11 protein-coding genes are annotated in these 12,207 nt (G+C 68.9%); 5 read left to right on the top strand and 6 right to left on the bottom strand.

The annotated features are described in order from the left end of the window. Nucleotides 1-17 precede the first annotated feature (17 nt). Together ABT147_RS00475 and ABT147_RS00470 are read left to right on the top strand one after the other, a co-directional pair. On the top strand, nucleotides 18-1,139 hold the full coding sequence (locus tag ABT147_RS00475; protein ID WP_351401135.1) for a PrpF domain-containing protein: 1,122 nt from the start codon (nucleotides 18-20) through the stop codon (nucleotides 1,137-1,139). Between the two features lie 102 nt (nucleotides 1,140-1,241). Next, nucleotides 1,242-2,495, top strand: coding sequence for an SLC13 family permease (locus tag ABT147_RS00470; RefSeq protein WP_351401133.1), 1,254 nt, complete (start codon nucleotides 1,242-1,244; stop codon nucleotides 2,493-2,495). Nucleotides 2,496-2,752: 257 nt separating this feature from the next. Here the strand turns inward: ABT147_RS00470 and ABT147_RS00465 are convergent, their stop codons facing one another. From ABT147_RS00465 to ABT147_RS00455, 3 genes are all read right to left on the bottom strand, one after another. Next, entirely contained in the window at nucleotides 2,753-2,926 is a 174-nt protein-coding gene (locus ABT147_RS00465; protein WP_351401131.1) for a hypothetical protein, read from the bottom strand. Nucleotides 2,927-2,973: 47 nt separating this feature from the next. Further along, nucleotides 2,974-3,279, bottom strand: a complete 306-nt coding sequence (locus ABT147_RS00460) for a hypothetical protein (protein WP_351401129.1) — start codon at nucleotides 3,277-3,279, stop codon at nucleotides 2,974-2,976. Nucleotides 3,280-3,434: 155 nt separating this feature from the next. Beyond that, complete coding sequence (locus ABT147_RS00455; protein ID WP_351401127.1) at nucleotides 3,435-4,190, bottom strand: hypothetical protein; 756 nt, start codon at nucleotides 4,188-4,190, stop codon at nucleotides 3,435-3,437. A 129-nt stretch (nucleotides 4,191-4,319) separates the two neighbouring features. Between ABT147_RS00455 and ABT147_RS00450 the strand changes: the two genes are divergently transcribed. Next, nucleotides 4,320-4,907: a hypothetical protein gene (locus ABT147_RS00450; protein WP_351401125.1), complete on the top strand. Its 588-nt coding sequence runs from the start codon at nucleotides 4,320-4,322 to the stop codon at nucleotides 4,905-4,907. A 360-nt stretch (nucleotides 4,908-5,267) separates the two neighbouring features. Here ABT147_RS00450 and ABT147_RS00445 read toward each other — a convergent pair whose 3' ends face one another. The 3 genes from ABT147_RS00445 to ABT147_RS00435 all read right to left on the bottom strand — a co-directional run bounded on the left by ABT147_RS00445 (nucleotide 5,268) and on the right by ABT147_RS00435 (nucleotide 8,702). Then, nucleotides 5,268-6,233, bottom strand: a complete 966-nt coding sequence (locus ABT147_RS00445; protein ID WP_351401123.1) for a glycoside hydrolase family 6 protein — start codon at nucleotides 6,231-6,233, stop codon at nucleotides 5,268-5,270. A gap of 96 nt (nucleotides 6,234-6,329) precedes the next feature. Beyond that, the gene (locus ABT147_RS00440; RefSeq protein ID WP_351401121.1) at nucleotides 6,330-8,396 is read right to left on the bottom strand and encodes a glycoside hydrolase; all 2,067 of its coding nucleotides are present in this window, start codon (nucleotides 8,394-8,396) and stop codon (nucleotides 6,330-6,332) included. Between the two features lie 96 nt (nucleotides 8,397-8,492). Continuing rightward, complete coding sequence (locus ABT147_RS00435) at nucleotides 8,493-8,702, bottom strand: hypothetical protein (RefSeq protein WP_351401120.1); 210 nt, start codon at nucleotides 8,700-8,702, stop codon at nucleotides 8,493-8,495. Between the two features lie 494 nt (nucleotides 8,703-9,196). Here ABT147_RS00435 and ABT147_RS00430 point away from each other — a divergent pair, with 494 nt between their 5' ends. Together ABT147_RS00430 and ABT147_RS00420 are read left to right on the top strand one after the other, a co-directional pair. Continuing rightward, nucleotides 9,197-10,456 carry a CE1 family esterase gene (locus tag ABT147_RS00430; protein WP_351401925.1) on the top strand — a complete coding sequence of 420 codons (1,260 nt, stop codon included), beginning with the start codon at nucleotides 9,197-9,199 and terminating at the stop codon, nucleotides 10,454-10,456. Nucleotides 10,457-11,382: 926 nt separating this feature from the next. Then, nucleotides 11,383-12,105: a FadR/GntR family transcriptional regulator gene (locus ABT147_RS00420; protein WP_351401117.1), complete on the top strand. Its 723-nt coding sequence runs from the start codon at nucleotides 11,383-11,385 to the stop codon at nucleotides 12,103-12,105. Nucleotides 12,106-12,207: the final 102 nt, after the last annotated feature.

The raw sequence follows: 12,207 nt of genomic DNA, 5'->3' as shown, positions 1-12,207 counted from the left end.
CAGGAAGAGCCTCAACTGTGCACATTCCCGCGACCCTGGTACGTGGCGGCACCAGCAAGTGCTGGTTGTTCAGCCAGGTTCATGTCCCCACCGACCGCAGCGCGTTGGAGAAGCTGCTGGTCTCCGCGTACGGCTCCACCGACCCGGTGGAGCTGGACGGGGTGGGCGGAGCGACACCGACCACCTCCAAGGCGGCCGTCGTCGGCGTTTCCCCCGAACCCGGAATAGATGTCGACTACCTGTTCGCGCAGGTCGGCATCGGCACCGGCACGATCGAGTGGACCAGCAACTGTGGCAACTGCGCCACCGGAATCGCCTTGTACGCCGTCGCGAAAGGGCTGGTGCCCATCACCGGTGACCGTACTCGCGTGGTGATGCGGAACAGCAATACCGGCGCCGTACTGGAAGGGGTGGTCGACACCACAGGCGGTGTGGTGCACGAGTTCGGTGACCAGACCGTGCCGGGCACCTTGGCCGGCGGTGTGGCGGTCGGCCTCACCTTCCTCCGCCCCGCCGGCGGCACCACCGGCTCGTTACTGCCCACCGGACGGGCAACCGACGAACTGCGACTCGGTGCCGCCGAGCCTCAGCGGGTGAGCATGGTGGACGCGGGAGCCCCCGTGGTCCTGGTGGACACGCACGGTACCGGACGCTCCGGTGCCGAGTCCCTGGAGCAAGTGCGCGCCGACGTGCCCTGGCTGCGAGCGGTCCGCCACGCGGCCGCGCCGCTGATGGGGCTCCTCAAGCCGGGTCAGGAGCCAGGTGACGCGGTGCCCAAGGTGGGCCTGGTCGGCCCTCCGGTGCCGTACACCACCACGCTGGGCGAGTCGGTCGCCGCCGAGGACTACGACGTCTCGGTGCGCATGCTCACCATGAACGCCCCCCACCCGGCGATCGGCCTCACCTCCGCGGTCGCCGTCGCGGCCGCGGGCCTGCTGGAGGACACGGTGGTCTCCCGGGCCGCAGGCGGGCCGACCGGTGAGTGGCTGCGCCTGGGCACCGCCGCAGGCGTCGTGGCAGTCCGCTGCTCGGACCTTCGCGAAGGCCTCCCGGGCCGGGTCACCGTGCAGCGGGCCGCCCGGCTGCTCGCCGATGCGCGTATCTACGTACCGGAATCAGGAGCACGGCAAGCCTCCTGAACCGGGCTGAAACGCTCCCCCGGGCGCCCCCCCCACCGCCCCCGGGGCAGCCCCGCGCCCTCGGGGCGCGCTCTCCCCTTCCTTCCTGCACCAAGGACAAAGATGTCTGCTGAAGTGATTTCTGTAAGCGCGCTCCTGGTGATGTTCGTGGTCGGTACCGTGCTCCCGATCAACCTGGGCATACTCGCCTTTGTCGCTACGTTCACGGTCGGCACCGCCTCACTCGGCCTCACCGAGGACGAGATCTTCGAGGGCTTTCCGGTGAAGTTGTTCGTGACGATCGTGGGAGTCACCTACCTGTTCTCCGTCGCCCGCCGCAACGGCACCATCGATCTGCTCGTCGCGGCCGGCGTGCGGCTGGTCCGCGGGCGGGTCGTGCTGATCCCCTGGGTGCTGTTCCTGATCGCGGCACTGCTGACGGCGTTCGGCACCTTCACCCCCGCTGCTGTCGCGATCCTCGTGCCGATCGGCATGAACTTCGCCTACCGCTACAAGCTGAACCCGCTCGTGGTCGGCATGATGGTGATCAGCGGCGGCCACGCCGGTGCGTTCTCGCCGCTCGCCGTCTCCGGTGCGCTGGTGCTCGACATGGTCGACAAGACCGAGCTGGCCGTTTCTCCGGTTGCTCTGTTCGCCGCCAGCTTCGTGATCAACCTGGTGCTGTCGCTCCTCACGTACGTGCTGCTGGCCAAGCGGCCCGTCCCACTGGCCGAGCAGGACGAAACGACCGTCGAAGACGAGGATCCGGCCGTTTCCGGCAGGCCCGACTGGCGGCAGTGGCTGACCCTCGCCTGTCTGGTCGGCCTGATCGTGGGCGCGCTCGGCTTCCAGCTGGAGATCGGCTTCCTCGCCCTGGCCGCAGGCGCCTTGCTGGCCGTGGTGGACATGAAGCGGCAGGAGAAGGCCGTCGAAGGCATCAGCTGGTCCACGCTGCTGCTGGTCGCGGGCATGATGACGTACATCGCCATGCTGGAGCACGCCGGGGTGATCGAGGACATCTCCGAGAGTGTCGCCGGTCTGAGTGCCCCGCTTGTCGTCGCCCTGCTCCTGTGTTTCACCGTGGCCATCACCTCGGCCTTCGCTTCGTCCACCGCGATCCTCACCGCGATCATCCCCATCGCCGTGCCGCTGTTGCTCTCCAGTCACCTCAGCGCTGCCGGGCTGATCGCCGCCCTCGCCGTGTCCACCACGATCGTCGACACCTCGCCCTTCTCCACCAATGGCGCCCTAGTCCTGGCCAACGCGCGCGGCGTCGACTCTCGCCGCTTCTATCGCCAGGTCATCACCTACACCGGCGGCATCGTCGCCCTTGGCCCCGTCGTCGCCTGGGGCGCCCTCGTCCTGCCCTGGTCCTAGCTGGGCCCTGTCGCCTGGGTCATCGCCGTGGAGATCGTTCTGTCCTGGTGGCCATCGGCTACGGAGTGAAGTCGTCCGTCGACCTGGACAACGGTGCCAAGCTCGTCGGGTACTGCTCCTTCGGCTCCTGGGACTTCGAGAACGACACGGCTGGGTTGTTCGCCGGCTACGCGTCGATCGTCGCCATGTATCCCGCGCTCGCCCACTATCTGCGCCGCCGGCGCACCGGACGGCGCCCCGTGAAACCAGCGGTGGTGTCACGCGAGTTGTACGGGGGCAGGGCGCCAGTGACTGAGCCAAGCCCTCAACGAACACATCGCCGGCACGAAGTACACCGTGTACCGGGCGGACAGCAGACTCTGACGATTCTCCGAGCGCCCGGCCCCGCTGACCACCCGGTCCACCGGCTCAGACGGACACGGCCGGGTCACCACTCCCAGCTCCAACCGTTCCAGACGGGAGAGACGTAACGGGGGCGTCAGTCGCCACCGCCGCTGCCGCAGCTGTCGGTGCCACCGCCACCTTCCTCTGCGGCCCAGGCGCTCTCCGTCTCACCGAGTGACCTGGGCCCCGAGGTGTTCTGGTCCGGACGGCCGGTCAGGTACCAGACCAGACAGGCGACGAACACGAAGACCGAGAGCCCGACTGTCCACAGCAGTGACGCCGTGGGGCGCTGGTCCATAGGGCCTTCCATGACTATGGCCGTGAACCAGGCGGCCAGGAACCCGCTCTCCGGTGCGAACACCAGCACCAAGAAGATTCGCTCCCCGATGGGCATACGCATCGCTTCCCCCCTGTCGTCTGTGCCAAATTAGCGGGCTCGGGCACAACCGACCACGGAACGAGCGGGCCCTGGCCTGCGCGTGGACGGGGCGCAGCGTACGTGGAGGACCTTTGCTGGCCCCGTTGCAGCCTGGCCCATGGCTGTGCGCGCACCGTTCATGAGGCGGTCCAGGTGCCGAGTGCGTGGGCCAGTCGGTCGCTCTGCTCCCGGGTGATGCCCTGGGCGAGGTGAGTGCCGCACCGCGGACTCATGGACCCGTCGCAGTGCAGGATTCCGTGGAAGGGTTCCTGGCTGCCGGAGAGCGGGGAGGCGGCCGGAAGGGTCCATTGAGCCGGCTCCCACAAGGGATGGTCTGCGAGGAGTGCGGCTGCGAGGTGCGGCGCCAGTGTTGCGGGGACGCCCGCCTGCGCCAGCGCGTCGCCGAGAATGCCTGGGGCCTCCTCCGGTAGGTCCTGGTCGCCGAGCGCGGGCAGCAGGAGGAGCAGGCGTGCGTATGCGGCGTGGATTCCCGGGGCGTTGAGGTCGGGCGTGCGGGCGATGTGGTGGAGCTCTCGCCAGGAGAGTCCCGGGCCCGCCTGGTGGCCGTCGACGCCGGCCAGGAAGCCGTGCCGTGTCCACTCGGGGTGGGTGATGAAGTACTGCGTTCCCGGGTCGTCGGGAATGTTGCAACCGAGGACCACCGCAGTGTGGCCGTCCGCGAAGGGGATCCGGAAGACAGGCCACCGGTCCTCGTCGCCCAGCGCATCACAGGCCGCGTCGGCATCGGCCCCGTCGACGCCGAACCATGTCGGAACCGGGTCGTACTCCTCTGTCTGGCTCAGCCACATCAGGTAGGCCGCCCAGAACCCCGGTAGTGACAGCAGTTCCTCCCCCATGACAACAGGGGCGTTCTCGAATCCCTTTATGAGCACCGGCCCAGACTCTCACCGGCCGCGGAGCGGGGCGAGGCGCATCGGCGGGTGGCGTCGGTGACGGCACCCGCCCCTGCGGTGGCGAAGGCCGCCTGCGGTGAGCTGCGGGGCGGCGGATAGCGTGCGGGCATGGCGATGACGGGGAAACGGCGGGTCCTGTACCGGCAGGGCACTGGGTTCTGGCGGATGACGGCGAAGTGGGTTCTGGTCTTCGGGATCCTGTACCTGCTGGACGGCGGGCTGCTTCGGTCGTGGGGCGACGCTCTGGTCTGGCCGATGATCGGGATCCTGCTGTGGGTGCCGTTCGGTGTCGGCGTCGTCTGGTACCCGAAGAAGGACCAGCGCGTCGAGCTGACGGCGCGTGAACTGCGGGTGCGGCGCAAGCGGCTGCCGATGGAGAAGGTGAACCTGCTGCATGTGGCGCGGCTGTGGCTGGAGGGGCGGTCCACCGCGGACGACCAGCCAGTGCTGGAATGGCCACGGTTCGACCGGGTGGTGTGGGTGCCGCTGCGGGACGGCCGGGCGTTCGGCGTGGAGTTCCGCGACCCGGCCGCGTTCGCCAAGGTTTTCGGCGCCTTCGCGGTCGAGGCGTGCGGCGGGCCCGACATCGTCCGCGCGAGGGCCGCAGCGGCAACCTACCCGGATCCGCGCCCGATGCGGCCCCGCCCCACCGACGACGCAGGCTCCTGGCTGGACCTCCTGGACATCTTCAACTGACAGCCCTTGGCTGCTTCCTACCGGCCGCGCTGCGTGAGATCTACCTGCTCCTGGGCCGACGGTTCGACCTGATCGGCCATGGTCGGCGCCATCGAGAGCTGCAACCGACCCACGCATCCACGGCCGGGTCTACCTCGCCACCAACGGACGCGGTGTCCCGTACGGGGAGCCCGCCCGATGCCGGAGCGAGAGGGGCGCCCGCCTTGAGCGATGCCACCCATAAATGGCTCCTCTTCGGTGGCGACTACGACGGAGCAACGGCCCATGGTGGCTGACTCCACGTCAGGGCCGAGGTCGGTCCGCGTCTTGCTCAGGCGGGGTCGACCTCGGCCCGCGGATCCGCGCCGGAGCGGCTCCGGATCAGTAGCCGTAGATCATCTTGTAGCCGACCTCCGGGAGGAACTGTCCGGCCGAGGAGCCGGTTCCCACGCCGCAGTTGCCGTCGGACTCACCCGGGACCTTGATCCACAAGAGCATCTCGGCGCCGCCGCCCAGTTGGGTGGGGGCGCCGATCCGGCGGCCTGAAGGGTTGCACCACTGGCCGTTGGAGCCGTTGCCGTTGCGGCTGGTGTCCACGACGAACGGCTTGGTGTAGCCGTACCGGGCGCTGAGCTCCCTGTTGACGGCGGCGCCGTACGCGGTGTTCTCGGCCGTGGTCAGGTAGTTGGAGACGTTGAGGGAGAAGCCGTGGGCCTGCCGGACGCCGGCTTCGTGAAGGCGCTGGGCCATGGTCATCGCGCTCGCCCAAGCCGGGTTGCCGGCGTCGAGGTAGACCCAGGTGTTGGGGGCCTGACGGTTGAACTCGGCGAGCGCTCCGGTCAGCATGCTCCTGCGTTCGCCGATCTGGGCCTGGGTCATACAGCCGTAGTCCCCGAGGGAATCCGGTTCGAGGATGACGACGGCCGGGCGGGCGGCGATTCCGCCCGCGAACTGGGCGATCCAGTTCGCGTAGGCGGACGCCGAGGATGCTCCGCCCGCGGAGTGCCCGCCGCAGTAGTCGCGGTTGTAGATGTTGTAGGCGACGAGGAGGGGCAGCTTGTCCCGGGCGTCCGCGGCTCCCACGTACGCGCCGGTGGCGGTGCCGATGGTGCCGCTCCAGGAGCCGAACCAGCGGGCCGTCGGGGTGTTGGCGATCGAAGCGCTGATGGCGGGTGCCCGGCCGTCACCGGGGTTGGCGGCGGCCCACCGCTTCGCGCTGGAGTCGGGGTCCGCGTAGAACCCGTTGGTCATGGTCGTCGGGTCGGCCGCGTGGGCGGGCGGCGCGGCGGCGAGCGCCAGGGGCAGCGAGGAGAGTGCTGTCACCAGGGCGAGAAGTCTGCGGCGCATGGCGTTACCTCGGCTTTCTGACAGGGATGTGTCCGGAGGTCGGCGGCGAGTGTGGGGAGCGCTCCCGTCGGATGCGCTCCCCACGGCACGCGTCGGTCAGCAGGTCGGGTTGGTCTGGGTGAGGAGGCCGAGTCGCCATGGGAGGGTGTTGTAGTCGCCGCTCGCGTTGGGGTTCATGCCCTGGTAGAGGTACTGGAGCCGGCAGGCGGGGATGGTCAGTGTCTGGTCGTAGCCGGCCCGGATCATCTCGCCGTGGCTGATGTCCCGGGTCCAGGAGCCTGAGGGGAAGGTGACGTTGTTCGACCTGGCGAAGGGGTTGTTCTCGGATGCGGCCAGGGGCGTCCAGGAGCCGGCGAGGTTGCTCGTCGTCCAGGAGCGGAAGTAGCGCCGGCCGTCCGATCCGATGGCCTCGACGAGGAGCAGATACTGGTTGGCGCCCTGCACCTTGTACACGTTGCTCGCCTCGAACATGGCGTACTTGGAGTCCTGGGCCGCGATGACGGTGTTGGTGAAGCCGTTCGGGAACTGGCCGACGGTCGTCTGCGAGCGGTACAGGTGTCCGTTGTCGTCGGAGGAGAACAGGTAGCAGTTGGCGCTGTCGCAGATCACCCACATGTCGACCCAGTAGCCGTTGCCGATGTTCTGCCTGATGATGTCGGGCATCGAGGAGTAGAAGTTGCGCGGTGCGCTCCACCCGCTCGGGTTGCTGATGTCGGGGTTGGTGGAGTAGGACGCGTTGCCGGTCTGGTACACGAGGTACCAGAGGCGTTGGGGCGCGTAGTAGAAGACCTGCGGCGCGGCCCGGTATCCGGCTCCGATGGCGCTGCGGTCGAGGTAGTGGTGTGGGGCCGAGCCGGCCTGCGACCAGTCGGTGAAGTTCAGGTAGACCAGGTTGTATCCGGAGGCGCTCGCGGTGCTGGCGAACACGTGGTACTTGCCGTTGTGGTGGACGACCGTCGGGTCCTTGATGCCGGCGATGTTGTGGGTGGCGTCCGACTTCGGTGAGATCAGCGTTCCGCTGGAGCTCCAGGAGAAGCGGGAGGGCAGCGCGGCGGCGGACCCGGGCGAGCGGGAGTCGGCCGGCTGGGCGTCAGTGGGCCGGGCGTCGGCCCGTTTCGTCGCGGCCGAGCCGCCCATCGTCGTCAGCGCCGCGTTGTACGCCGCCTTCTTGTTGCCGCCGCGGTCGAACAGCAGCGGGTTCTCCGAGGCCCGCCAGGAGTCGCTGTCGCGGATGCCCCAGACGGTGATGCCGGTGCAGCGCGCCACGTTCATGCAGGCCCTGACCGTGCTGGCGTACGCGTTCGCCGGTGCCTGTGCGATGTCGAGCTCGGTGATCTGTACGTCCACGCCGAGGGCGGCGAAGCTCGACAGCGTGGTCTGGAAACTGGCGGGCGGACCGCCGGCGCCGAAGTGGGCCTGGAGGCCGACGCAGTCGATGGGCACGCCGCGCGACCTGAAGTCGCGCACCATGCGGTAGACGCCCTGGGTCTTGGCGGCGTTCCAGTCCTCGATGTTGTAGTCGTTGTAGCAGAGCTTGGCCGCCGGGTCGGCCGACCGGGCGGTGCGGAAGGCCTGCTCGATGAAGCCGTTGCCCAGCAGGTTCTGGAACACCGAGGGGCGGTGCTGGCCGCTGCCGCCGTCGGCGAAGGCCTCGTTGACCACGTCCCAGGAGTGGATCCGGCCCTTGTAGCGGTTCGCCACCGTGGTGATGTGGTTGTTCATCACGCTGCGCAGCGTGTTGGCGTCCGTGATCGAGCTGACCCAGCTGGGCAGTTGGGAGTGCCACACCAGCGTGTGGCCGCGCAGGCGCTGGCCTCGGGCCGTGGCACGGTTCACGATCTGGTCGGCGGGGCCGAAGGTGAACGAGCCGCGGGACCGCTCGGTGGCGTCCCACTTCATCTCGTTCTCGGCCGTCACCGAGTTGAACTCGCGGTCCAGGATGCCGGTGTACACGCCGTCCCCGAGTTTTCCGGCGGCCACCGCTGTCCCGAAGTACCGTCCGGACTGGGCGGCTTGGGCGCCGAGTGTGGAGGCCCGGACGGCGTCGGGCGAGGCAGGCGCTTCGGGCGCGGCGGTCGCGGCCTCTGGTGTCACCAGGGCGGCCACGGCCAGCAGGGACAGCACCGAGGCTCGGCGACGGCCGAGCCGTTTCAGCGGGTTCATGGTTCTCCTCGTGGAGTGGGTGGGGGGTTGCGTGGTGCGGTCGGTGGACCTCCTCAGTGCGTTGGCGATCGGCGGGCCGCTTCAGGGCGTGGACAGCTAGAACCGCGTGGCGCGAACCGTGCCGCCGAGTGCCTGGGTGCCGTTGGTGTGGTGGGAGAAGGTGCCGGGGCGGATGTCCGCGTTCGCGCGCGGCCGGACTCGACCGGCGGAGGCGTGGGCGCGCTTGCGGCCTTGGTGTCGGTGCCGGTGACCAGGCCGGTCGCGGCGGCCGGCGTCCAAGGGCAGCCTTCGGATTGTTGAGAGCATGACATATTCATGTGTCGATCTCTCTGGGGAGTGCTTGCGTGAGGCGATCGGTCCCGCTGTGTTCGAGAATTCGAATGCCAATCGAGGGCGAGCATCCTGGATGATAGGAGTCCGAGAGCTCCCGTCAATACGCCTCGCAGGATTCGCTACTGGTAGCGAAACATTTCGACGATGGGTGCGATCGACGATGGTCGATTGCCGGTCAATGGGGCGGATGGTTCGACGAACGTGTTGACATGGCCCGGGTTCCCTCTAGCATCCGTGGGATCGGCGATCCGAAATCCCATCGAAAGTTCGGATGATCCAAGAGAGGTCATCCATGCGGAACTGCCGTATCAGCTCAGCTTTCATCCGCTGTTTGGCGCCCTCGGTGACCACCCATGGCGCCCCCTCACAGAGCCAAGTGGACTGCCGCTCCTGGAACAACCGCGCTTGAGAAGAGGAGTTTGACGATGACGAGGACAAGATCCCTCTTATGGACCGCCGTGGTCGCGGTGCTGGTCGTCCTGAGCATGGGAGGCACGGCACTGGGCCACGGCCGGGGCGAGGGCGCCCCGCTCACGGCCTCCGGCACGGCTGCCGCATCCGTCGGTACCGCCGCCCCGAGCTCCGGTTGTGGCAAGACACCCACCCTGACGAGCGGATCGCACACGCTCCAGAGTGGCGGCAAGAACCGGAACTTCATCCTGCGCATCCCCGACGGCTACGACCGCGACCGCGCCCACCGGCTGGTCTTCGGGTTCCACTGGCTGGGAGGCACCTCCACCGATGTCGCCACCGGCCGCACCGTGGAAACGGGCACCTGGGCCTACTACGGGCTCCAGCGACTGGCGAACAACAGCGCCGTCTTCGTCGCACCCCAGGGCCTCAACAACGGCTGGGCCAACGCCGGCGGGGAGGACGTCACCTTCGTCGACGACATGATCAGGCGGATCGAGGCGGCCCTGTGCGTCGACACGACACAGCGCTTCGCCCTGGGATTCAGCTACGGCGGCGCCATGTCGTACGCGCTCGCGTGCTCCCGCGCGACGGTCTTCCGGGCGGTCGCGGTCCTGGGCGGCGGACAGCTCAGCGGATGCGCCGGCGGAACCCAGCCGATCGCCTACCTCGGCGTGCACGGCCTCAGGGACGGTGTCCTCGGTATCTCCGGGGGACGGGCACTGCGGGACAGGTTCGTCAGGAACAACCGGTGCACGCCCCAGAATCCGCCGGAGCCGGCGCAGGGCAGCCTGACGCACCGGGTCACCACCTACTCGGGATGCGCGGCCGGGTATCCGGTCGCCTGGGCCGCGTTCGACGAAGGGCACATCGCCGCTCCGCAGGACGGGACCCCCGGTGACAGTGGTTCCCGGACCTGGGTGCCGCAAGAGGTCTGGAAGTTCTTCACGCAGTTCCAGACCTCCAACCCGCCGCCGGGGACGGCGACCTGCCGGGTCACCAGCACCGTCAGCGCCTGGAACACCGGCCTGACGTCGAACATCACCATCGCCAACACCGGCACCACCGCGATCGACGGCTGGTCCCTGGCCTTCACCCTGCCCGAGGGCCAGACCATCACCTCCGGCTGGAACGCGGACTACGCGGCCGTCTCCGGCCGGGTGACGGCCAGGAACGCCTCCCACAACGCCACCGTCGCTCCAGGGGCGTCGGTCGACATCGGATTCCAGGCAGCCCACACCGGCAACACCGCCCCACCGGCCTCCTACACCCTCAACGACACGGCCTGCGCTGTCACAGGGAGTGCACCGAAGTGACCACGTGGTCCGGCGGAAGGGCCGCCCCACCGCGGAGTTGATCGCGAACGGCTCGCAGGCGCCGGTGTCCACCAGGCCGCGCGTGAGCTGGGCCTGTGCATTCCGCACGGTCTCGGCGTCGCGGGCGGAAAGGCGGGTGCCCTGGTTGCCGGGGAGGTGGCAGCCAGGGCGAGGGGCCGGTCGGTCAGGAGGCGGGTGCCGGCCGTGAGGACGAGCCGCGCCCTGTCCCGGAGGGCGTAGCCGCGTTTTTCCAGGCTGTTGCCCAGGTTCCAGCTGGGCTGCATCGCGGCGACGAGGCGCCACCGCCTGCCGGAGCCGGCGGTGCGGCAGAGGGAGTGGTGGGCCGGTTCAGCGCTCCAGGGGGTCGTGGTCGAACCAGTCGAAGACTCAGCGGGTACCTTCCTCGTCAGCCCGCCGGGGACATGTCGCACTCGACCAAGGCCTGCTCTGTAGCAGAGCAGTTCAACGGATCGACATCGAACTCGTTCTCGTGCTGGCGGCAAAGGCACGACCACAGTTCCTGCGAGGCGACTTTCGAGGTCGCCGCGCTGTTGGCGATGAAGGAGATCGAACTTCACGTCCGGACGGTGGCCGGCCACCCGAACTCCCTCATGCAGCAGGCGTTCCGACCCGGCAAGGAAGATCAGGAAGCGGGGCCACGGGTCGAGACCACGGCCGATGTGGGTGAGGCAGTCGGCATGCCTGGAGCTTCTCACTCGGCGCGGTCGGCGCTGGACGACGTCCTGCCCGCGCACGCATCCCAGTATCATCAACGTCACCCTCGGCATGCGGGTCCCGGAACAGATCGTGCGGAACGTGAAACTCCAAGATCAGCGCGTCCCGGACGGTCTCTGGCACAACCTCCGTGCTCAGGGGCTGATCAGGTGGGACGTGCTCACGGGGCACGCTGGGGGGAGGGATGCGCGGTGTCTCTGACGGACAAGGCCATCGAGCAGATCCGCGAGCTGATCCGGACCGGTGCCCTGCCTCCGGGCTCGAAGCTACCCCCGGAGCCGGACCTGGCTGCGCAGCTGGGCCTGTCCCGCAATCTCGCCCGGGAAGCGGTCAAGGCACTGGCCGTCGCGCGGGTCCTGGAAGTCCGGCGAGGTGACGGCACCTATGTGACCAGCCTCCAGCCGAGCCTGCTCCTGGAGGGGCTCGGCGGTGCGGTGGAGCTGTTGCAGGGCGACTCGGTCGCCCTGCAGGACCTCATGGAGGTACGGCGGCTCCTCGAACCGGTCGCCACGGCGCTCGCCGCCACCCGGATCTCCGATGAACAGCTGGCCGAGGTGAAGCGGCACCTGGACGCCATGCGCGAGGCCCGCGACGACGTCGAACAGCTCAACGCCCACGACGCCGCCTTCCACCGCGTCGTCGTCTCGGCCACGGGCAACGAAAGCCTCCTCACCCTCCTCGAAGGGATCTCCGGCCGCACCCTGCGCGCCCGCATCTGGCGCGGTCTGGTCGACGACAAGGCCGCGGGCCGCACCCTCGCCGAGCACGAGGCGATCTTCAACGCCCTGTCCACCCGCGACGGCGCCCTCAGCCAGGCCGCCGCGCTGCTGCATGTGAGCAACACCGAGCAGTGGCTGAGGGAACACCTGCGCTCGGGCGAACCCCTTCTCGTCGGGACGACAGTGCGGAAGTGACGGGCGGGCGCCGCCCGCCGCCCCTGGAAGCGCTTCGGTTCCGGCAGGTCGACGACGTCCTGAAGGAGATCTCGACCATGGACGGCCCTCGGCCCGGATCGT

Origin of the sequence: Streptomyces sp. NPDC001868, assembly GCF_040297125.1 — a bacterium.
Taxonomy (GTDB): domain Bacteria; phylum Actinomycetota; class Actinomycetes; order Streptomycetales; family Streptomycetaceae; genus Streptomyces.
The sequence above is the reverse complement of the archived record's forward strand: the minus strand, read 5'-3'. Positions and strand labels throughout refer to the sequence as shown.

What these genes read in the sequence shown, in the direction of transcription:
- ABT147_RS00445 (WP_351401123.1), bottom strand. Translation starts at nt 6,233, where the DNA reads ATGCGCCGCAGACTTCTCGCCCTGGTGACAGCACTCTCCTCGCTGCCC.
- ABT147_RS00435 (WP_351401120.1), bottom strand. Translation starts at nt 8,702, where the DNA reads ATGCTCTCAACAATCCGAAGGCTGCCCTTGGACGCCGGCCGCCGCGAC.
- ABT147_RS00440 (WP_351401121.1), bottom strand. Translation starts at nt 8,396, where the DNA reads ATGAACCCGCTGAAACGGCTCGGCCGTCGCCGAGCCTCGGTGCTGTCC.
- ABT147_RS00470 (WP_351401133.1), top strand. Translation starts at nt 1,242, where the DNA reads ATGTCTGCTGAAGTGATTTCTGTAAGCGCGCTCCTGGTGATGTTCGTG.
- ABT147_RS00460 (WP_351401129.1), bottom strand. Translation starts at nt 3,279, where the DNA reads ATGCGTATGCCCATCGGGGAGCGAATCTTCTTGGTGCTGGTGTTCGCA.
- ABT147_RS00450 (WP_351401125.1), top strand. Translation starts at nt 4,320, where the DNA reads ATGGCGATGACGGGGAAACGGCGGGTCCTGTACCGGCAGGGCACTGGG.